The organism is Pseudomonas sp. 58 R 3 (genome assembly GCF_900006605.1).
Lineage (GTDB): Bacteria > Pseudomonadota > Gammaproteobacteria > Pseudomonadales > Pseudomonadaceae > Aquipseudomonas > Aquipseudomonas salomonii.
Genome location: NZ_CVTT01000065.1, coordinates 43059 through 63146 on the forward strand (window position 1 = coordinate 43059; position 20088 = coordinate 63146).

A 20088-nucleotide genomic window follows, 5' to 3' on the forward strand; every position below is an offset into this window, starting at 1 on the left:
AGGGAATTAAAATGAGCCGAGGCATAGATTTCTTCCAGGGAATGACGAAGACGCAACTCAAAGAGATGATCCAAGGGAAGATCGCAGAGGTCGATTTCGGACAAGATTTTGAGTCCTCAATCATCGCCGACCTAATACATCAGAAGCATTACCACTGCGCAGCCCAAGATCTGCGCCCTACTCACTTTCGAAAGCTACCCCGACCGGGAGCCGCTTACGATTTCCAAGGCTACTTTCCGGGTCATGGCTGGCACGCAGTCTCATGGACGCAGTGCATCAACCCTCGAGACGAAATGGATTGGTTGGATCGCGCACTCCGGGATGCTGCGCATCCTATAATTTCTAGCTACAGAGCGATGCACCCTGTATGCGAACGGTGCAAGAACAATCCGTCTACCGAAGTTGACCATGTGTCCCCCGAGTTCAAGGTTATGGTCGCCCAGATCATTCAGACGCTCAGCACTTCCCAGATTGAGGAGATATTTTCCCGCTTTGACTGGCTGGACAAAGAGCCGTTCTCTTTGCCACCAGGACACTATGCTTTACAGCTCCTCCATGATGCTCACCAGACCGCGACTCTCCAAGCGTTGTGCAAACCGTGCCATGTACTAAACGGCAACGAGCGCCGGCGCCGAACAATTTAGATGCTCGCTATATGGCAGAGAAAATACCTCGCGGGATAGTTCTCAGTCTCTAACATTGCTGGCAAACGAGCCCTGTAGAAAAGCTACGTAGGGTATAATTCATAGACCTAACGGAAACGAATTTGAGGTGGTGTTTACATTCCCCCAAAATCAGGTTGGGTAGGAAAATGTATTGCCGATAGACCGACGGAATATCACTGCAGAACCCGAGGTGTTGGATGGAGCGTTCGAGAGAGGCGCAAGAACTCTCGCAGGCTCGAACGACCATTACCTCGCTGAAACGTGGCGAGTACATAGCGAGAATTCTCGGTCGTCATTACCCAAAACCTGCCTTCACGCTCGACCTTGACCACGTCAGAAGTTCTGATTAGGTGACCATCGCCAAACCGCCCGTATTGGTCTTTGCGCTTGTGGCCAAAAACAACACCGATGCCTGCGCGCGACCTGATGGAAACTCCGCAAAGGTAAGCGGTCACCGGTTCATCGAAGCCCTGGGCCTGAGCTTTTATAATTCGCTTGAGATCAAAATCTGTATGGCGTTTGCCGTGAAAATTCACATCTAGGGTGTCGAGCATTGTTGGGCTCCGGTTGCCGCCTGTAGGGAGTTATCAAGAATTGCACACGTAACCAGGCGCGCTGGTACCGTGGAGGATTACTGGTAAATTTCAGGCAGATCGAATCATGCTTGAGAGAAAGACGGGCCTCAGGTTGACCAGCGCTTCAATCTTGAAGTCTCGCTGGTGTGACGTGTGATACACCGCCCCCTTAGCCACTTCCAGCAAGCAAACCTCAGAACCAGACCTGTCCTCACCTACGGTTACTCTGGTTAACCGCTCCATCTGCCAGCCTCCGGACTTATTCATCCAAGATGGCGTCACAGCCATAATCTCGGTGATAGCTAAATCCGCACCTTGGCTTACCAACATTTTCTGAAGCTGCTGGGTGTCGTCAATCATCACCGCGCACTCGCTGGGCCGACCCTCGTTTTCGACGCTAAGGGTTAAGTGATACCAAGGCGTTCGGAGCAGCCTTGAGAATCCGCGCCAATGGGACACGCCCTCCCCGAACATTCCTGGGACGCCTATCAGGTCGCTGTCTAAGGTTCTGAACATGTGTCGCCTCAAACTGCTGGAGCACGTCAGTTACCCAGCAGAACCGTGGGAAATCAGAAAAGGGAAAATATCGCTTCGATGGAGGAAGACTTGCGATGGCCTGGCCCGAGCAACACGTAGACCGTGTTGCGTGTTTCGAATAGGTAGCCTTCCTTGAAAGCGGTGCCCATGCTGGAGCGCACCCAATGACCTGGCTCGAAACGCCTCTGCTCGTCATCCAACACTTTGTGGGCAAACATAAACATTGGCTGGCAGCCTGCGGCGGATACTTTGGCTCGCTCTTCGTCGGTGACGACGGCGTCTAGGATTGTCCATTCTTCTACGGCGCAGAGAGGCATCCATTTGTAGCGCTTTCTGGCTGCAGACATCGCGTCTTGGAGGCTAACTTCTGAGCCAACTAAAGAGGCTCCAGGGTCTCCGAAAAGCCCTGTATCGATCACTCCAACCATGTACAGCCTCCGAAATATTCTACGAACAATACGCCTGCTCAGCAGAGGCTTGCTGGATAGTCCGCATACCGGTCTTCATGCCCAGCGAAACGCTCTCATCTAAATCCATAAATTGCCAAAACGAGCTTACGGAAGCTTCGCTATGAGCCGTCTTGGTCGCGACATGCGCAATACTACCTCATTTTGGTATTTAACGGAAACCCTACTGTGTGGCTATATCCTGACTTTTGAGTGAGCCATGCAGCTTAGAATCGCACTCGCAGGCGCCATCCGAGCACTGCGTAAGCAGCGTCAACTTCGGCACGAAGACCTTTCTGACGCCTCCGTGAAATCTAAACTCAGCGCCCTCGAGCGAGGCGAAACAAGCATTACTCTTGAGAAGTTCGAGAGCCTTGCTGAGGGCCTTCGAATAAACCCTCTGGCCCTCCTAGCTCTATGTATGTCCCAACAGCAAGGCACCCCTTACCCTGTCCTCATGGATGCTGCCCTGAAGCAGCTGCAAGCGTTTGAGAAAGAAGGAGGTCTTGGAATTCTTGCTGAACAGCTCACTGATGGAGGGGTTGCCCCCCGTAAGCCTGGAAAGCCTCAGAACAAGGGAAGCGAAAGCGTCGTTCGCGAGCTTAAGACTGCTGGAATGAATCAATCGCAGATTGCGCGGGAGACGGGGCTGGCTCTATCGACTGTGCATCGATATTGGAAGAGGATTAACGCTACCGAATCTAGAGCTGATTGTTAGAGGACAATGCTGGATTGACGCACGTGCTCTCAAAGGGCTCGAGGCCGTGCGTTGAGATTGAGCTTGGCTTACACGACAACGCGAGGCCGAGCGGAAAGATCGGTTTGCCGCCAAGTGGCTTCGATCGCTGGATAACCTTATTTCCGGCTTAATCCATAGCCCCCTGCGCACGAGAACCTCATAAGCAATGGTGCCAGATCCTGATTCAGGATTTACACAAATGCGACATTAATGTCTTTTTAGAAATTATGAAATCTCTGCCCTTGAATTCGTTTTTCAAAACCGGAGATCTATATTTTGAACTCAAAAGAAAAGCAGCGTTGCCTGCACCGGCCCATTTTTCATTTTGGAAATGAGACTGGTTCGCTGGCCGCCGTTTTTATCTGACCCTTTCGATATGACAGCTTTTTAAGCTCACTCTCAAGCAAATACCATCGCTTATGGTTGCCCCTACGCACCTTGTAACCTGCTCGTTAATTTGGGGCCGTAGGCCCCGGCTCGGCTTGCCAACAAAAGCCATGTATTTGAGTTTACTTTTTGTGGTTTGTACGAGATTTGGTGTGATCTGAGATCAAGAAAATCCAGCGAATCAGCTAGAGGTATAGTTCCGTCTAACCCGCTCAGGTTCCACCGGGACGCCCTCGGTTTACAGATACGAACATGCCGGCGATGATCCTGGCGTCGAGCAAGGCGTGGTGAGGCAGCTCTTCACCCTCGCTAGTCGGAGAAAGGGTCGTTGCGTCAGTAGGGAAATTACGAACGATTCTGGGCCATCGCTCGTCCTCATATACCAGGTCGCAAAAAAGCTCCCAATCGAACTGAGGGGCATCAGTGACGATCTCGATCTCTTTTTTGAACGACGTCAGAAATCTGAGCAGCGACATCCTGGCTTCAATAATGGGCAACGCGTAGCTCCCACCCCACAGCTGTGGAAGCACGGTTTCCTTTACGAAATCACTGCAGTCTTCTTCTTGCCAAGCATCGAGCAATTCCACGTAGAATTCGTGCCCATCCTCAGCGACTAACGCCAGTGATATCAGCTTCGCTGCCGCCGAGAGCTCGGTAAACTCGCAATCAAGAAAGACCATCATGTTGCTGGAACTCCGTTATGACTAGGCCTCGCCTGGATATGGTGCAGGAAGGTCAGCTGTGGGAAATGGCTCTCAAGCATTTTGGCTCAGACGGGCTCCTCAAGGTAATCATAGAAATGTGGAGTCACGCTGCTCCTCCGCCCAAGCCAGTCGTGGAATACCTGTCCACCAAACAGGTGAGTCAAGAAATCCTGAATATACTGAAAATTGCCCAAGAGCGAGTCGGTGCATTGGTTGCTGATCGGATAAGCGTTTTCGGACGATTGAGCTATGAAGCTACACCGTTGAGTTAGCTGAAATGACTCGAAAAGGATTTCTGGGGCACTGTATTAGGCCAATGTGCTAGCAAAGAGCCCTTACCGACTGACCGCTCTAAATTGATAGCGAAGTGGCGAGTACGAAGCGGCTGGAAAATCTGGATTAAAATTACACCCTACCAGACTTACTGGCATAAACACTACTTGAAAGCAGAAGGACGATTTTCACAAGGGTTAATATCAAGGCGGGGCATCGCCAGTCTTTGAAAATCATCGAGCGCCTGAGGTTGCTAGACCTGGGGCGACCTATTGATGCTGAACACTTGGTGCTCAACGCCCCACGCCCCGGCGTCATTGTAATGTACGACTCCGGGCACTCCCAAGGAAACGTGAGGGCTAAACTTTGCAGAGTTGTCTACGTAAAGTATCAAGCTTCAAAAGCTCGTCATAAGTAGCGATGATATCGAATAATCCCCACAACCCGGGCGACGGTTGCTGTTCAGTTTCCTGCCCAGGTGGAACTGTGATCAAGACTTGACTACACTCGCCCAAAACGTTGTCAAGTACCCTACAAACCATCGTTAAAGCGTCACGAAGGCTTTCAGTTTCGCTACGAAGCGTATCCGTTTCTTCTGGCGAATTAGGAAGAACACCAGAATCGATATTTCTGATCGTGAGTTTCAACTGGTCTATTTGGCCATTCAAACTCGCATTGCGGATCTTAAGCGCTTCGAAATCCGAAGTAGTAACGACAGGAGTTTCCTCTGCAGACTCCTCTATCTTGCCGCTCCGATCTAGATAAAGACGATAGTCGGAATTCCTAAGCAGCGTGACATGGCTAACGGGCTTAAAGCCTTTGACCTTAGTCTTTTCAGGCAACGACTCGAAATCTCGGTATTCAAACTCTTTCACAATTTTAGCAACGTCGATTGCCAAATTTGTGATGTTCGGATACGTAGCTTTAGACAGAATATCAAGCGCACTACGAATATGTCTAATGCGTAATGCCTTGTGCTCTGCTCTATAATTATCAAACGGATCGAGTCGCTGAACCAATGCTATGCTCCCATTTCTGATAACCCCATGTTAGCAGAAAGTGATAAAGCGGGCCTAGCTACCATGCTAACATTGGCGCTGTCGTGACTGATTTTCATAACGTCCCGGACGCTGAGCATGCCCGTCGTCATCATGCTGGAAATCTGTGACGCCAACTGATGACTCGCAGGTTTGTTACTCGGCTTCAGTAGCTCATCATACTTGCCTTGGTTCACAAGCATCCTCATCCTCATTTGGGCGAACTGCGCATCAAGCCGAGGACTGGAAAGATCCGGAAAGTTCTGAACATCGACCAAGCGCTTCAGGACGTGGTCGGATTCTGAGATCTCGACTTTCTGGAAGTGAGCCATCAGTCCATCCTTCTCTCGGAGAAAAAAACTATTTGCCTCTCCGGTTTGCGCCATCAGATACAGTTGCTGCTCAATAGCCTCCAGGGCGTAAGCTTCCAAAGCATGGTGGTCATACTCAACATACAAATTTTCCAAAATTTGCGGATTGCGAGCGCTTGGCTTGAGAGCTCGATACTCTTGAATTTTGTCAAGCACGACCTTCATCATCTCTTTTGCTTTATCTTTTTCTGCACTCACAGCCTGTAAGTGATCGATACCACGGATGGCATAAGGGCACAACGCGCATTGACGGTGCCCACCGATTTTGGAGACTACTTCCTTCGGACAACGATTATCGAACGGGCAAATATGGCAGTTATTGAACGCGAGCTTGGTGTAAAGTCTTGCGCGCAGAGTCTCAAGCCCGTTCTTGTCATCCGCTACACCCGCGAGGCTGATCAAGCCGTGAGTTTTAATAGCCTGCACTGGATCTTTTTCAATAGACGTCATCAATTTAGCATGAAGCTTGAGGACGGTCTCAGCAAGTTCTGGAGCATCACCCCGCTCAATACTCTGCATGTTTTTCATCATGTAATCAGCGAGCAACTGTTGGTGATCAGACAAATTGTCGCCATCAAAAATTGCGTAATACCAGACAAGCGCCTCACTCTGACCTGTCAAATATTGACCGATGATCGAAGGCGGTAGGAGCCTGATCGCGTCAGATACGAACCCCGCGCGCAATGCATGGGGTGTGTGTGAGCTGACCAGATCATTGACGGCAAGCTCTCTGAGGAAATATGGCGAATAGTCGAGAAAAGGAGCAGGCGAACCACCCTCAGACTTGACGGAAACCAAGTCTTCCCCGGAGGTGTCCTGCATCTGAACGCGAATGAAATGCTGCAGAATCAACATGTAAACACGAAACTGCCGAGAGTTATTCCAATCAGAGTCTGTATTCCCTTGCCCCCTGAACAGGGGTTTGTATCGACCAAATTTGGATCCCTCAACCATGCCATACCACAAGTCCTGCTTGTAACTAGCCGAAGTGCACGCGTCATACCACTTGCGCTGCCTATCCATGATCTCAATAGCACGCATAGCAACAATCGCAGTCCACTCTCCATGCGACTTGTCTGAGCTTACAAACAAGGGTTGGAATGGAAGAGCGCGAAAGCGATCCACCCCACGATCATACTTATCTTTGTCCAGCCAAATCAGATGCTGCTGACGGATACCAGTGTGACACATCAGCTGCGTTAGCCTAACTTCATTGGGCGAAATACGCCTCACCACCTCTCCCCGAATCTCAATGTCGACAACCTTATAAAAACGAGGAAGAAACTTGAAAGTATAGATCTTATCCTCATGATAAAAAATTGGCGTATAATTCAATAACCCTTGATTAACCTCATCAATACCCTTAACGTTACGACCAATCAATCCCGCCCAAGCATGACTATGAATAAGCTCAGCTGTGGAGGGCTGATAGAGCTTACCATCCAGGACTCCATAGTTAACATCTTGCTCCAATTGACCATCGTAATATGGCATTTCGTTAATGTGGTCAACTAGGTATTCAAGACTGTCAAGCATGCTGATGAACGTCGAGAAATAAGGCCTTGGGACTGGAACTTTGTCAGTGCCTGATTTCTTTGAGACAGCCGGGTAGCATGAACTCGTAAAGTTGTTTCTAAACTTATCAGCCCCTGGCAATACCAGGTTATTATCCTCAATATAGTCGCAAAAACGATCGACGATACCTACTCGAGCATACAGAGTATCGCTGACCCAGTTATTCACACGAGAAAATTCATTAACATAACCAATAAATGATCTTGGGGGCTCCTTTTCATATAGGATTACACCATCAAGAAAAACTGATTCTCGGGTAAAAAAAAGGGTACAGTTGAAGTCGTTCAAATTCTTAGGATAGTCTAGGAGATCACCATCCCGCTCAAGGAAGAAATTGGGTAGATAGCACATGACATAGCTCATGAGCAAGCCGAGTACAAACTCATGATTGGTAGAGTTCTGGAGCCTCATAGAGTGCATGAACGATTTATAAAAGCCATCTACCATCGAGGAAAATACTTTCACAGGATAACGCGAGGACTCATAAAAATGCGAATCCTCACCCTCACCACCAATATAGAAAATTTTCTTGAGCATGTGAGACGGAAAATATTTACCAAAATCCTCAGCAAAATTGATACTCCGTACACCGGACGCAATTTCTTGCGCTGCCGCATAAGATTTTTCATACGCGCTTTCAGCTTTCTTTTTTACTTTTCCAGTCCGGATTCGCCCTTTATAGACTCTGGCAGGTTTGTTTTCGCGCTTTTCCAGTTGATATTGGTTGATAACATCCTCAACCATTTGCTTTTTTCCCTCACTCTGAGACGAGAGTGTGAGAAGGAAATCATTGACGTAGTACCTCCGCAATGGCAGTTGGCCTGATCCATTAGCAGCGGAAAACAGGCTGTTGGCATCGGATTGCGAAAGATCCTCAATGGTGTAAGCGGTGGTACTTAGAAGAAGTCTCAGCCAAAAGTTTACGCGACTGCTCCCACTATCAAACTCTTCTCTTTTGAAAAGACTTTTGATCCTGGATTCAGGATGCACGCCGCGAATCAGGGTCAGGCTCTCTACATTCAACTTGTGACAAAGAGCATCCAATACTTCTGGCATATGTGCGATAGTCTGCATCCCGAGAGGCGCAACGAAAACTTTTCGCGCCCAGAGAGTGATGAAAACCAAACGAAAAAACTGAGAGATCGACCCCTCGTAGCTAACTGAGAGCCCCGAAATCCTGGGATCAACTTCACTCCACGACACTTTACTAGCGCGGAACGTCGCCTCTAATGTCAATTGAACATGACTCACCTCCCAACCTTCAAAGGTTAGAGCACGCCTGAAAATTGTCTCTACTCGCTCCGCAGCACTATCAGGCTGCGCACCATAATATTTTTTATAAAGGGTTCGAACTGTCGCTACAGCCTTAACGAACTGCGGAGCAACCTCATTCTCTTCCACGAGCCAAATTGCGTTGGCGGGGTGCAGATTAATCATTAGTTACTGTCGCCTTGCAGTGAGAGCTTAAGTTGTTTGAGTTCATTCTCAAGATGCTGAATCTGAACGTGGGTCACGCTGTAGTTAGCCGTTGACATACGAAGCATATTAATAGCCGCGAATGTTGCCTCAAGCATTTTGATGTCTTTACGCGCGTATCGCTCAGTTGCCTTGATGCTCTTATGCCCCATGAAAACTTGCACCGTTTTCAAATCCAGTCCGAATTTGTTATGACCAACCGGATTAGGGCAATGGTTCACCAGGTAATACGCATACATATGACGAAGCGAATGAAAGCCGTAGCTCATGCCCGTAATTTTCTGTGCAGCTGAACGGAAGCGTTCGTAAACGGCCTGATAAGACGTCGCCATGGGGCCCCCGTCTCGAAGATTACGAAATAAAAATCTGTGCGCTACCGGACGGTGCCTACTCGCTTCTAGAGCACGCTGTTCTTGGTCATATAACCCTAAGTAATGCCAGAACATTGAAGCAAAGGGCTGGATCAAAAACGTATCAGGCTTAACCCGCCCCTTATGATCAAGCTTTTTGAGCTGATGCTCAGGGATGTATTGGATCAAAACATCTAGACGCGTGTCAGGATCAACAATAAATACCTTATTATTTTTCGGATTATCGGTATCGATATGAATGTCGTTCCACAACACTGTAAGCGCTTCCGAAATCCGGCAGCCGGATGCTGCTAGCAAGCTCCACAGCACCTTGTCGCGCAGACACGTAGCGCTTTCAATCAAATCCCTACACTTGTCAATTGGAAAGGTTTTTTCATCCCCTCCAAATTCATCAGTGCGCGCTACCGTCGAGGGCTTAGAAACCGGGCTCAGGTGTTTCTTTTTGATCCGTTTGGCGCCCCCTGCGATGCAGCCGGCCATCCAACTGTTCGCCCTGATAGCAGCCCTGACATTCCGAGGCGTCTCCATGTACCTGGTTGTAGTGAGCGGCATCATCGAGATAGCTATATCGGAGACGTAGCCACTGTCTTGCATTTGCAGTAAGGCTTCTCTCATCGCCTCACTAGCAGTGATGAAATTATTTACACCCGCAAAATGTACTGCAATAGAAGCGCCACCCAGTTCTCTGCTACCAAGCACCCTCGCAGCCTCTCTGGCTACGGATGATGTGCTATAAATACCGCTGACCAAGTAGCTCTCATAGCTATCTAATGCATCTCGCAGTTGCAATGCAGTGAGGCCACCACATTGAATACTGACTTGATGAATATAGTTCAGCATTTCACGCACCGCGTAACAATATGTACGTGTAGTTTTGAATGCTTTAACTTTTGCAAGTTGATACGCCCACTCATCAAAGAACTCCGTCATCGTATGATCAGGGCAAATGATTCGGAAGGTCGGAGTTCCATTGCGTGTCGTCTCAAACAGCTCGACATGGTTCATGCGCAAAGGGGCAAGCGCATTCAAAGGATCATATCCTTGTTTGAAACATCAACACGCACCTGAAGTCTTTCAGTTGATTTCGAATTCACTATACCATCCTGTTTAATTTCATCTTCTTCTAAGCTTTAGATCAGGCACTGGCATTCGACAGCGTATTTTTCACACAGGATGCCGACCATATAGTGCGTCACACCCCTCGAGAAAGGGCGGATCATTAACGTATCAACTGCGGAGTCAGGGCTGAAAGATCCTAAACTTTCCAACTAGCATCGTAACTTTATCGACCTAGCGCGCAGTCAATAAAATCCACTAACTTCCTGACGCAAATATACTCTGTTCAAAGTTGCAATCCTTCTGTGCAGTTTCAGTGATTACTGACGCTAAAGTGGCACGCATCCTGCCACACTAAGAACAGCTGATCAACAAGGTGCAACAAACTTTATTGCATCTTAGAGTATGCTCGTAGCATACCGATTCTAGATCGGCCGCATTGGTACCTTACATTCGATATCGACCTCCGCCGCTGTACCCCAAAGCAATTGCCCCAGAATGGCGGCCAAGGAGCTATCACGCTGTGACAGCGCCAATTAAAGATACAACCTGCTGAATGATCGCGTCCCCGCGTTGCTCCTCCACTGCTGGAAGGCTTCGAAAGCCTTGAGACCGTCGGACAATCGCCACCCTCACCTAACACTTACGACCTTAAGAGCATTCCCCCAGGCGCAAGAGCCTTACAGTTGAGCGCGGGGCAAGGCGTGGAGACGACCAGAACGCCGAGACGCTGAAGAAGATGGGGAGCTATGGGGCTAGCTGAATCGTTCAGCATTGAGTAAGCAAGCCAGCTTTCGATCATGATGACCAAGGGTGAGCTATAGACTCGGAGGGTTCGCAGCACAGACCTTCCCGGCCAGGTGAGGTATCACGTTCGCACAACATTGGCACGCGCCTATAAACGATTAGCTTGCGAATGCCCGATGAGAGATCTCAGACATCCGCTGACTGAGCAGTTTTTATGATTTCCTAAGGATTAGGATGAGGACGCGCGCGCACATCGTAGGCGCCACCCGTCACCGCTGTGCGCAAGGAATGTAGGGGAGCGGATATCAGAGAGACGTCGGAAAGCTGCAATTGCTAGGATCTTTCTCTCTGAGAACGGATCACGCGTCATAAGGCGCATCTAGGTTGTTGCGCCTTTATGAAGGTGTCGCAAGGGAGAGAAGCTCCTTACGAGAGATCGGTGCAAAAAGCCATAAAAAAAGGGCCTAGGATTAACCTAAGCCCTTGATTTTGTTGAGTTCGCGGCGGGAAACCAGGGATTCGAACCCTGGGAACGCTATTAACGTTCGCCGGTTTTCAAGACCGGTGCATTCAACCACTCTGCCAATTTCCCGTGTATTCCGATGACGCGATGAAGCGGTACTGCAAGGTGCAACTGGAGATAGCCTTAGATAAGAACCCTGGAGACGCTATTAACGTCCGCCGGTTTTCAAGACCGGTGCATTCAACCACTCTGCCAATTTCCCTTTTGCATCACAGGATTATAGTAGCCCATCCCGTGTCAGCGGGCGCCATAATACCCGAATGAAACACACTGTCAAACTCTTGCCATGGCTTGTTACAGAGCGTCTGTTATGATCCTTGCGACTGAATGTTTCAAAACTGAAGGAGTGTCGCCATGCGCGAACAGAATTACGCACTGAATGGTAACGCGCAGGCTGAGCAGCTTGAAGTCAGCCGCGTGTTGCGCAACACCTACGGCTTGCTCGCCCTTACCCTCGCGTTCAGCGGCGTAATGGCGTATGTGGCGCAGCAGATGCGCGTCGGCTACCCGAATATCTTTGTCGTGTTGATCGGTTTTTACGGTCTGTTCTTTCTGACCAACAAGCTGCGTGACTCGGCCTGGGGCCTGGTGTCGGCGTTTGCCCTGACCGGTTTCATGGGCTTTATCCTGGGCCCGATCCTCAACCGTTACCTCGGCATGGCCGGCGGTGCGGAAGTGGTCAGTTCGGCATTTGCCATGACTGCCCTTGTATTTGGTGGTCTGTCGGCCTACGTGCTGATCAGCCGTAAGGACATGAGCTTCCTGGGTGGCTTCATTACCGCAGGCTTCTTCGTGTTGCTGGCGGCAGTGGTTGCCGGCATGTTCTTCCAGATCAGCGGCTTGCAGTTGGCGATCAGCGCCGGTTTCGTGCTGTTCTCCTCCGTGTGCATCCTGTTCCAGACCAGCGCCATCATCCACGGCGGTGAGCGCAACTACATCATGGCGACCATCAGCCTGTATGTATCGATCTACAACCTGTTCATCAGCCTGCTGCAGATCTTCGGCATCATGAGCCGCGATGACTGATTGCTAACGCAATAAAAAATGCCCCGTATCGAAAGATACGGGGCATTTTTGTTTTACAGGATTGCTGACGCTCAGTACTGGTTGGGTTCCATTTCCAGATCGACCTTGAAACGCTCGGCAATATCACGCTGGATGCGCAGCGCCAGGTTGGCAATGTCATGCCCGGTGGCCGCGCCATAGTTGACCAGCACCAGCGCCTGCAGTTTATGCACGCCGGCATCGCCATCGCGAAAGCCTTTCCAGCCGGCTTTATCGATCAACCAGCCGGCGGCGAGCTTCATCTGCCCATCGGCCTGCGGGTAGGCCACCAGGTCCGGATACTGCGCTTTCAGCTCAGCCGCCAACACCTGGGACACCAGTGGGTTTTTGAAAAAGCTGCCGGCATTGCCCAGTTCTGCCGGGTCGGGCAGTTTTTCGCGGCGAATGCTGCAAATGGCACGGCTGACATCGCTCGGCGTCGCCTCAGTGATGCCCTGCCCGGCCAGGCGCTGCTGCACCGGGCCGTAGTCGAGCTTGAGGTGGCTGGCGCGGCTCAAGGCAAAACGCACGCGCAGAATCAGCCAGCGTCCGGTTTCGTGCTTGAACAGGCTGTCGCGGTAGGCAAAGTTGCATTCTTGCAGGCTGAAGTCGCGCAGCTCGCCGGTATGGCGATCCAGCGCGGTGAGGCCGGCAAACACGTCCTTGATCTCCACGCCGTAGGCGCCGATGTTCTGCATCGGCGCTGCACCGACGGTGCCGGGGATGAGGCTGAGGTTTTCCAGGCCGCAGAAGCCGTGTTCCAACGTCCACAGTACAAAAGGATGCCAGGCTTCGCCCGCTTCGGCCTCGACCACCACGTGCACGCCATCATCCTGCAGCACCCGAATGCCCTGGGTGGCCATGTGCAACACCAACGCCTGGATATCCTGGGTCAACAGCAGGTTGCTGCCACCGCCGACCACCAACAGCGGTAATGACTGCGCCGCCGCATAGGCCAGGGCTTCACGCACATCGGCGTCGCTGCGAGCCTCGGCAAACCACTGGGCGCGCACATCGATACCGAAGCTGTTGAATGGCTTGAGCGATACCTGCGCAAGCACCTGCAAGGTCATAACCGCCCCTTCAATTCGATCACCAATAAATCACAGGCCCGCTCGATCAGGTCCAGGACCCGCTCGAAGCCCTGCTCGCCTTCGTAGTAAGGGTCTGGCACTTCGTCCACTTCGGCGTCATAGCGGCGCAGGAACAAGTCCAGCTCGGCCTTGCCTTGACCTGGGTGCAACGCCTTGAGGTTGCGCAGGTTGCTGTGGTCCATGGCCAGGATCAGGTCATATCGAGCAAAGTCTGCACGGGAAACCTGCTGGGCACGCTGGGCCGACAGGTCGTAACCGCGTACCAGCGCCGCGCGCTGGCTGCGCTGATCCGGCGGGTTGCCGACATGCCAGTCACCCGTGCCGGCAGACGCCACTTCAACCTGGCCGGCCAACCCCGCTTCGTGCAATTTATGGCGCAACACACCTTCGGCGGTGGGCGAGCGGCAGATATTGCCCAGGCAGACGAACAGAACCTCCATCAGGCCCCCAGCAGGCGGCGGACGCGCTCGAGGTCTTCCTGGGTGTCGACACCGGCCGGCGGCGCTTCCAGCGCGTCGCCCACGTGGATGCGCACGCCGTGCCACAGGGCACGCAGCTGCTCCAGGGACTCGGTATTTTCCAGCCAGCACGGCCCCCAGCTGACAAAGTCATGCAGGAAACCGGCGCGGTAGGCATAGATGCCGATATGGCGACGGTACGGCACGCCCTCGGGCAAGACGTCGGGCTGTTTGGCGAACGCATCACGCGCCCACGGCAGGGTCGAGCGGCTGAAGGTCAGCGCAAGGCCATTGATATCGCTGACCACTTTGACCACGTTCGGGTTGAACAGGGTATCGATATCTTCGATCGGTTCGGCCAGGGTCGCCATGCGCGCTTCGCCATGGGCGGCCAGGTTGGCGGCGACCTGATCGATCACGCAGGGCGGGATCAGGGGTTCGTCACCTTGCACATTGACCACAATCGCGTCGGGCGCCAGCCCCAGTTGCGTGGCGACTTCGGCCAGGCGGTCGGTGCCGGAATTGTGGTCTTCACGGGTCAGCACCGCTTCGGCGCCGAAACCTTTGCAGGCCTCGATGATGCGCGGGTCATCGGTGGCAACCACCACGCGCTCGGCGCTGCTTTTGCAAGCCTGCTCCCACACCAGCTGGATCATCGGCTTGTTGCCGATCAGTTGCAGCGGCTTGCCCGGCAGGCGCGTGGAGGCGTAGCGCGAAGGAATGACAACGGTAAAGGCGGTGGTCATTTATCCAGGCGCTCATCGGTGGTCAGGGTACGGGCCTCGCTTTCCAGCATTACCGGGATGCCATCACGGATCGGGTAAGCCAGGCCGGCACCCTTGCTGATCAACTCGGTTTTGTCGGCGCTGAGCTTGAGCGGGCCTTTGCAGATTGGGCAAGCGAGGATGTCGAGCAGTTTGGTGTCCATGAGTATTTCCTGGAAAAAGCGGTTTAAGGCAAAAGTCGGGCGGGCAGCAGGCGCATCAATTGCGTGTCGAACCAGGCCACAAACGCCGGTGACGGCAGCGCATCCACTGCAAGGTACCACCAGTCGGGCTGGGCAAAGGCGCGGCACTTCACCGCGTCCTTTTCGGTCATCACCAACGGCAATGACGGTGTGAAATTCAACACCTCTGCGCTGTAGGGCGCATGGTCGGCAAACGCATGGGGAATCGGCTGCCAGTGTAGCGTTTCGAGGGTATTGAAGAAACGTTGCGGGTTACCGATACCCGCGACGGCATGGACCCGCTGGCCGGCGGCAAAATGCTCGACCGATTGGTGCTCCCCGGTTTTCAGGTTGATCAGCGCCGTGGGTTGCAGGCGAAAGGCAAACCCGTCCTCGCGATCGGCCCCGGCGCCGTTGTACAACAGCGCATCGACACTGTGCAGGCGCTCCACCGGTTCGCGCAAAGGCCCGGCAGGCAAGCAGCGGCGGTTGCCCAGGCCACGGGCGGCATCGATCAGCACCAGTTCCAGGTCGCGGGCCAGGCGGTAATGCTGCAGGCCATCGTCGGAAAGGATCAGGTCAAGGGGTTCACTGGCCAGCAAGGCTTTGACGGCGCGGCTGCGGTCTGGATCGATCATCAGGGGTACGCCGCAGCGCTGAACGATCAGCAACGGCTCATCGCCCGCCACTTCGGCGCTATGGCTGGCCTCGACCCGCCACGGCAACTGCGGCGGCTTGGCTCCATAGCCGCGGCTGACCACGCCGACCCGCAGGCCGCTGCGCCGGCAGTGTTCGATCAGCCACAGGATCAACGGCGTCTTGCCCGTGCCCCCAACGGTGATATTGCCCACCACCACCACAGGCACCGGCGATTGATAAATCTCACCCTCGCCCGCCAGGAAGCGCGCGCGTTTGCGCTGCACAACACGACGGTACAAGGATTCCAGCGGCCGCAGCAGCGCGAGTGCCGGATGGCCCTCGTACCACGCCTTGAGCAAACGATCGGACATGGCCATCAGGGCGGGCTCGCCGCCTCGACGGTGGTCATGCGCAGATGGCTGAAGCCCAGCTTGCCGGCGGCGTCCATGGCGGTGATCACGGCTTGATGCTGGGTTTTGCCGTCAGCGCTGATGGACAGCGGTATGTTGGTATCGCCGCCGGACTCTTTCTCCAGGGCGGCCATCAGGCTGGCAAGGTCATTTTTTTCGAGCAATTGGTTATTCACCGAAAACACCCCGTCGGCGCTGATCGCAATGTCCAGCTGCTTGGTTTGCTGGTCTTCGGCCGGTGAGCCACTGACTGCTTCGGGTAAATCGACCCGCAGCTGGGTTTCGCGGGTGAAGGTGGTCGTCACGACAAAAAACAGTAGCAGGATAAAGACCACGTCGATCAGCGACGCCAGGTTGATATCAACATTCTCCCGTTGCTTGCGGCGAAATTTCACGCTCGGCCCTCAACGAAATCGACATCACGATCGCCCTGCACCACTTCCACCAGCTTGATGGCTTCCTGTTCCATGCCGACCACCAGTTCATCGATGCGACGCTGCAGGAAGCGGTGGAAAAACACCGACGGAATACCGACCATCAGGCCCGCTGCCGTGGTGATCAAGGCCTTGGAAATACCACCGGCCAGGACGGCGGCGTTGGTGGTCATGCCCGAGCCCATGAACGAGCTGAAAATGTCGATCATGCCCAGCACCGTACCCAGCAGGCCAAGCAAAGGCGCCATGGCTGCGATGGTGCCGAGCGCATTGATATAGCGCTCCATTTCATGGATGACGCGGGCAGCGGCCTCTTCGATGCATTCTTTCATGATCTCGCGACCATGTTTGGAATTGGCGAGGCCCGCTGCAAGGATTTCACCCAGCGGCGAGTTGGCGCGCAACTCCTTGAGTTTTTCTTTATCCAGCTGCTTGTTCTTGATCCAGCCCCACACCTGCCCCAGCAGATGCTCGGGGGTTATGCGACTGGCGCGCAGGGTCCACAAACGTTCGGCAACGATGCCGAGTGCGGCGATGGAGCTCAAGATAATCGGCAACATCATCCAGCCGCCGGATTTGACCAATTCCCACACAGTGAATGTCCCCTCGAAAAAGTGCGCCACTTTACCATATAGGTTCACCCGCGTGGTTCGCAGGCGCCAGGCCCGCCTGTCGCAGGCCCGGCGGTTTGGTAAGCCTGTATTAGGGTAACGCTTCGCGCCAGAAGCGCCGTTGACTGCGCGCAACGACCGGTGCGCTGAAACCGCCCAGTTGCACACGCACCGCACCTTGCTCGGCGCTGTCGTAGACGCGGCTGCCCAGCGCCTGGTAACGCGCCGTCACTTGACGGTGAGGATGCCCGAAGGCGTTGCCACGACCACGGGAAATCAGCACCGACTTGGGCGCAAGCTCCTGTAAAAACGCCCAGGACGAGGAACTGCGGCTGCCATGGTGCGGCGCTTGCAGCCAATCGGTCGGCACCGCCAAGGGCGAAGCGAGAAAGGCGTTTTCGGCCGCCTCATCAATATCGCCCGTCAGTAGCAGCCGCTCGCCACGGGCCTGTACCTGCAAGACGCAGGATTTCGGATTGCTGCTGGTGGCGCCAGGCCATTGCCACAACTCGAATGACACGCCATCCCACTCCCAGCGCTCGCCACTGTTACAGGGTTGGGCCGCGAGAGAGGCCGTCAGCCCTTCGGTCTCTCCGCCGATAACCCGCCCGACGGGCAGCACACGGGCAACCGCTGCGGCACCGCCGGCATGGTCAGCGTGGGCGTGGCTGATGACCATCGCATCCAACGCCGCCACCCCAAGCTTTTGCAGGGATGGCAGCACCACGCGCGCGCCCAGGTCAACCGCCCCCGAGCGCGGGCCTGCGTCGTAGAGCATGGCGTGATGGCGCGTGCGCAGGATCACCGCCAGCCCCTGGCCGATATCCAATTGCACCACCTCCACCTGCCCGTGCGGAACCAAGGTCTTAGATGGAAAAACCGCCAACATCAGCATCGGCCAGCCGAGCAGCCGCAATGGCACGCCTTTGGGCAAGAGTAATAGCACCGCGCCCGCGACGCTGATCAACCAATAACCCAAAGGCACGTCGGCGGGCACCCACGCTGCGCGCAGCCCGGCCAGCAGCGCCAAGCCTGTGAACAGGCCATCCAATGCGCCACCCGCCAACCACAACACGCCCTCCCCTACCCACGGCACCGCCAACAGTGCGGTGCCCAGCAGTGCCAACGGCAGCACCACCAGGCTGATCCACGGCACGGCAAACAGATTGGCCACCGGCGCGCTGAGGCTGATGGGCAACCCCAGCACCAGCAACACCGGAAACAAACCTATGGCGATCAGCCATTGGGGACGGGTCCACGCCTGCCAGACGCTCCACGCGCCCAAACGCCCGCTGAACGCCAGCACCAGCACGGCCACGGCGGCAAACGACAACCAGAACCCCGGTTGCAAACTGGCCAGCGGTTCCAGCACCAGCACGGCATTGAACGCCAGTAACAACGGCCACCACACACCCAGGTGGCGAAACCGCAATCGCCACAGCAGCACCAACCCGACCATCACGCAGGCCCGTTGCACCGGCACACCGAAACCCGCCAGCAGGCCATACCCCAGCGCGGCAGTAAATGCCAGGCCGCAGGCCCATGGCAGCCAGGGCAAGGCGCGGGGCCAGCAGCCGTAGCGCGCCAGCCCGGCCACCAGCGCGTAGATCAAACCGGCCAGCAAGCCAATGTGCTGGCCGGAAATCACCAGCAGGTGCACCGTGCCGGTGTCCTGCAACACCCGCCAATCCTCGGTTGCCAACCCCGAGCCGTCGCCGAGCACCAAGGCCGCCAGCCCCGCCTCGCGGCCCTGAGCATCCACCGCCAGCAGGCGTTGGCGGACGCTGTCACGCCAGGCATGGCGAGCCGGCGCCAGGCGCTGGCCGTCTTTCACCGAACCGGTGGCGCCGATGCGCTGGGCCAGCAGCCAGGCCTCGTAGTCAAACCCCTGGAAATTGAGCAGGCCTGCCGGCCGCTTGAGCGTGACCGCCAGCCGCCAGCGCTCGCCACTGTTAACCGGCGGGCCGCCGTGCCAGGACAGCCGGATACGCTTGGGCAGCCGGGCCTTGCGTGACCGGCTGTCGGTCAATTCGAAGCGCACGCCGGTGCCGGTGGTTTGCGGTAACCCGATGACGCGCCCTTCAATCCAGCGAGTCTGACCGTCCAAATCCGGCCTTAGCCGGTCGTCCAACGCCCATTGCGCACTCATGCACGCCCAGCTCACGCCCAACAGCAAAAATGCCAGCGGATAAGTACGAAACGGCAGCAGCATCAAGGCTATTACCAGCATGGCCAGCAGCCAGGCGGTAGTTGGCAGTGCGGGTAAAAATCGCAGCGACAATAAGCCCATTCCGAACGCGAACATCCCTGTTCTCATGAATCATCCTTTTCCAGTGATCCACTAGTCTTAGTCGGATACTTCCCGCGGCCTCTGATGTTTTGTCACAAAGTCTGAATTTTCTGTTTATAGAATGCGGGCATACTTGCCCCTCGAACTGACCTGGACCCCTTATGCCCCGGCGCCTATTCAAACGGTACATGCCCGACCCCACGAGTATCCGGGAACATAAGTCCTTACGATTTCTCGGCACGTTGCTGCATGACCCCAACCTCTGGCACCTGAACCGCCATTCCGTCGCGCGCGCCATGGCAGTGGGCCTGTTCGCCGCGTTTATTCCGATTCCATTGCAGATGTTATTGGCGGCAGTGCTGGCGATCGCCGTGCGCGGCAATATGCCGATTGCTGTGAGCCTGGTATGGCTGACCAACCCAATCACCATGCCGGTGGTGTTCTTCTGCACCTACCTGACCGGCGCGTGGCTGATGAACACGCCGCCGCGCAGCCTGCCCGATAACCTGACCTGGGAGTGGATCAGCAGCCAGCTGGGCACGCTGTGGCAGCCGTTCCTGTTGGGTTCGGTGGTGTGCGGGTTGGTATTGGCCGCGCTGGCCTATTGCCTGACGATGGGCTACTGGCGCTGGTGGGTCGCGCATCAGTGGAAGAAGCGCAAACAACGACGTGGCTGACGG

The 20088-nt window shown here is 54.5% G+C and carries 18 protein-coding genes and 1 tRNA gene; 3 read left to right on the top strand and 16 right to left on the bottom strand.

The window, feature by feature from the left end:
• Positions 1-838: 838 nt before the first annotated feature.
• From BFP92_RS30660 to BFP92_RS21310, 4 genes are all read right to left on the bottom strand, one after another.
• Positions 839-1219 carry a hypothetical protein gene (locus BFP92_RS30660; RefSeq protein ID WP_083221776.1) on the bottom strand — a complete coding sequence of 127 codons (381 nt, stop codon included), beginning with the start codon at positions 1217-1219 and terminating at the stop codon, positions 839-841.
• Positions 1220-1309: 90 nt separating this feature from the next.
• A complete protein-coding gene (locus tag BFP92_RS21295) occupies positions 1310-1756 on the bottom strand; it encodes a hypothetical protein (RefSeq protein ID WP_065930980.1) in 447 nt (148 codons plus the stop codon).
• Between the two features lie 53 nt (positions 1757-1809).
• Positions 1810-2205 (bottom strand): DUF6957 family protein, encoded by a 396-nt coding sequence (locus BFP92_RS21300; RefSeq protein WP_065930981.1) that lies wholly within the window; start codon positions 2203-2205, stop codon positions 1810-1812.
• A 1356-nt stretch (positions 2206-3561) separates the two neighbouring features.
• Positions 3562-4032, bottom strand: a complete 471-nt coding sequence (locus tag BFP92_RS21310) for a 3'-5' exonuclease family protein (protein WP_065930983.1) — start codon at positions 4030-4032, stop codon at positions 3562-3564.
• Positions 4033-4049: 17 nt separating this feature from the next.
• Between BFP92_RS21310 and BFP92_RS21315 the strand changes: the two genes are divergently transcribed.
• Positions 4050-4325, top strand: a complete 276-nt coding sequence (locus tag BFP92_RS21315; RefSeq protein ID WP_239694300.1) for a hypothetical protein — start codon at positions 4050-4052, stop codon at positions 4323-4325.
• A 360-nt stretch (positions 4326-4685) separates the two neighbouring features.
• Here BFP92_RS21315 and BFP92_RS21320 read toward each other — a convergent pair whose 3' ends face one another.
• From BFP92_RS21320 to BFP92_RS21335, 4 genes are all read right to left on the bottom strand, one after another.
• On the bottom strand, positions 4686-5345 hold the full coding sequence (locus tag BFP92_RS21320) for a hypothetical protein (RefSeq protein WP_065930984.1): 660 nt from the start codon (positions 5343-5345) through the stop codon (positions 4686-4688).
• Positions 5346-5347: 2 nt separating this feature from the next.
• On the bottom strand, positions 5348-8746 hold the full coding sequence (locus BFP92_RS21325) for a hypothetical protein (RefSeq protein WP_065930985.1): 3399 nt from the start codon (positions 8744-8746) through the stop codon (positions 5348-5350).
• Positions 8746-10185: a tyrosine-type recombinase/integrase gene (locus BFP92_RS21330; protein WP_239694301.1), complete on the bottom strand. Its 1440-nt coding sequence runs from the start codon at positions 10183-10185 to the stop codon at positions 8746-8748. The genes BFP92_RS21325 and BFP92_RS21330 overlap by 1 nt, the downstream gene beginning before the upstream one ends.
• A 1278-nt stretch (positions 10186-11463) precedes the next feature.
• Positions 11464-11551 (bottom strand) — tRNA-Ser (locus BFP92_RS21335).
• Between the two features lie 285 nt (positions 11552-11836).
• Between BFP92_RS21335 and BFP92_RS21340 the strand changes: the two genes are divergently transcribed.
• Positions 11837-12508: a Bax inhibitor-1/YccA family protein gene (locus BFP92_RS21340; protein WP_058419884.1), complete on the top strand. Its 672-nt coding sequence runs from the start codon at positions 11837-11839 to the stop codon at positions 12506-12508.
• Positions 12509-12579: 71 nt separating this feature from the next.
• Here the strand turns inward: BFP92_RS21340 and murB are convergent, their stop codons facing one another.
• The 8 genes from murB to BFP92_RS21380 form a co-directional block, all read right to left on the bottom strand.
• A complete protein-coding gene (gene murB, locus BFP92_RS21345) occupies positions 12580-13599 on the bottom strand; it encodes a UDP-N-acetylmuramate dehydrogenase (protein WP_065930987.1) in 1020 nt (339 codons plus the stop codon).
• Positions 13596-14060 carry a low molecular weight protein-tyrosine-phosphatase gene (locus tag BFP92_RS21350; RefSeq protein ID WP_065930988.1) on the bottom strand — a complete coding sequence of 155 codons (465 nt, stop codon included), beginning with the start codon at positions 14058-14060 and terminating at the stop codon, positions 13596-13598. The genes murB and BFP92_RS21350 overlap by 4 nt, the downstream gene beginning before the upstream one ends.
• Positions 14060-14824 (bottom strand): 3-deoxy-manno-octulosonate cytidylyltransferase, encoded by a 765-nt coding sequence (kdsB, locus tag BFP92_RS21355; RefSeq protein WP_058419882.1) that lies wholly within the window; start codon positions 14822-14824, stop codon positions 14060-14062. Before kdsB ends, BFP92_RS21350 begins: the two co-directional genes overlap by 1 nt.
• Entirely contained in the window at positions 14821-15006 is a 186-nt protein-coding gene (locus tag BFP92_RS21360) for a Trm112 family protein (protein ID WP_003174668.1), read from the bottom strand. The genes kdsB and BFP92_RS21360 overlap by 4 nt, the downstream gene beginning before the upstream one ends.
• A gap of 23 nt (positions 15007-15029) precedes the next feature.
• Entirely contained in the window at positions 15030-16040 is a 1011-nt protein-coding gene (gene lpxK, locus BFP92_RS21365; protein ID WP_065930989.1) for a tetraacyldisaccharide 4'-kinase, read from the bottom strand.
• Complete coding sequence (locus BFP92_RS21370) at positions 16040-16468, bottom strand: ExbD/TolR family protein (RefSeq protein WP_065930990.1); 429 nt, start codon at positions 16466-16468, stop codon at positions 16040-16042. The genes lpxK and BFP92_RS21370 overlap by 1 nt, the downstream gene beginning before the upstream one ends.
• Positions 16465-17100, bottom strand: a complete 636-nt coding sequence (locus BFP92_RS21375; RefSeq protein WP_016969293.1) for a MotA/TolQ/ExbB proton channel family protein — start codon at positions 17098-17100, stop codon at positions 16465-16467. Before BFP92_RS21375 ends, BFP92_RS21370 begins: the two co-directional genes overlap by 4 nt.
• Positions 17101-17209: 109 nt before the next feature.
• On the bottom strand, positions 17210-19435 hold the full coding sequence (locus BFP92_RS21380; protein ID WP_065930991.1) for a DNA internalization-related competence protein ComEC/Rec2: 2226 nt from the start codon (positions 19433-19435) through the stop codon (positions 17210-17212).
• Positions 19436-19569: 134 nt separating this feature from the next.
• Between BFP92_RS21380 and BFP92_RS21385 the strand changes: the two genes are divergently transcribed.
• Complete coding sequence (locus tag BFP92_RS21385; protein ID WP_056861726.1) at positions 19570-20085, top strand: DUF2062 domain-containing protein; 516 nt, start codon at positions 19570-19572, stop codon at positions 20083-20085.
• Positions 20086-20088 lie beyond the last annotated feature (3 nt).

Coding starts and splice junctions, on each gene's coding strand:
- BFP92_RS30660 (WP_083221776.1), bottom strand. CDS start 1,219: ATGCTCGACACCCTAGATGTGAATTTTCACGGCAAACGCCATACAGAT.
- BFP92_RS21385 (WP_056861726.1), top strand. CDS start 19,570: ATGCCCCGGCGCCTATTCAAACGGTACATGCCCGACCCCACGAGTATC.
- BFP92_RS21300 (WP_065930981.1), bottom strand. CDS start 2,205: ATGGTTGGAGTGATCGATACAGGGCTTTTCGGAGACCCTGGAGCCTCT.
- BFP92_RS21350 (WP_065930988.1), bottom strand. CDS start 14,060: ATGGAGGTTCTGTTCGTCTGCCTGGGCAATATCTGCCGCTCGCCCACC.
- BFP92_RS21325 (WP_065930985.1), bottom strand. CDS start 8,746: ATGATTAATCTGCACCCCGCCAACGCAATTTGGCTCGTGGAAGAGAAT.
- BFP92_RS21295 (WP_065930980.1), bottom strand. CDS start 1,756: ATGTTCAGAACCTTAGACAGCGACCTGATAGGCGTCCCAGGAATGTTC.
- lpxK (WP_065930989.1), bottom strand. CDS start 16,040: ATGGCCATGTCCGATCGTTTGCTCAAGGCGTGGTACGAGGGCCATCCG.
- murB (WP_065930987.1), bottom strand. CDS start 13,599: ATGACCTTGCAGGTGCTTGCGCAGGTATCGCTCAAGCCATTCAACAGC.
- BFP92_RS21340 (WP_058419884.1), top strand. CDS start 11,837: ATGCGCGAACAGAATTACGCACTGAATGGTAACGCGCAGGCTGAGCAG.
- BFP92_RS21310 (WP_065930983.1), bottom strand. CDS start 4,032: ATGATGGTCTTTCTTGATTGCGAGTTTACCGAGCTCTCGGCGGCAGCG.
- BFP92_RS21380 (WP_065930991.1), bottom strand. CDS start 19,435: ATGAGAACAGGGATGTTCGCGTTCGGAATGGGCTTATTGTCGCTGCGA.
- BFP92_RS21315 (WP_239694300.1), top strand. CDS start 4,050: ATGACTAGGCCTCGCCTGGATATGGTGCAGGAAGGTCAGCTGTGGGAA.
- BFP92_RS21360 (WP_003174668.1), bottom strand. CDS start 15,006: ATGGACACCAAACTGCTCGACATCCTCGCTTGCCCAATCTGCAAAGGC.
- kdsB (WP_058419882.1), bottom strand. CDS start 14,824: ATGACCACCGCCTTTACCGTTGTCATTCCTTCGCGCTACGCCTCCACG.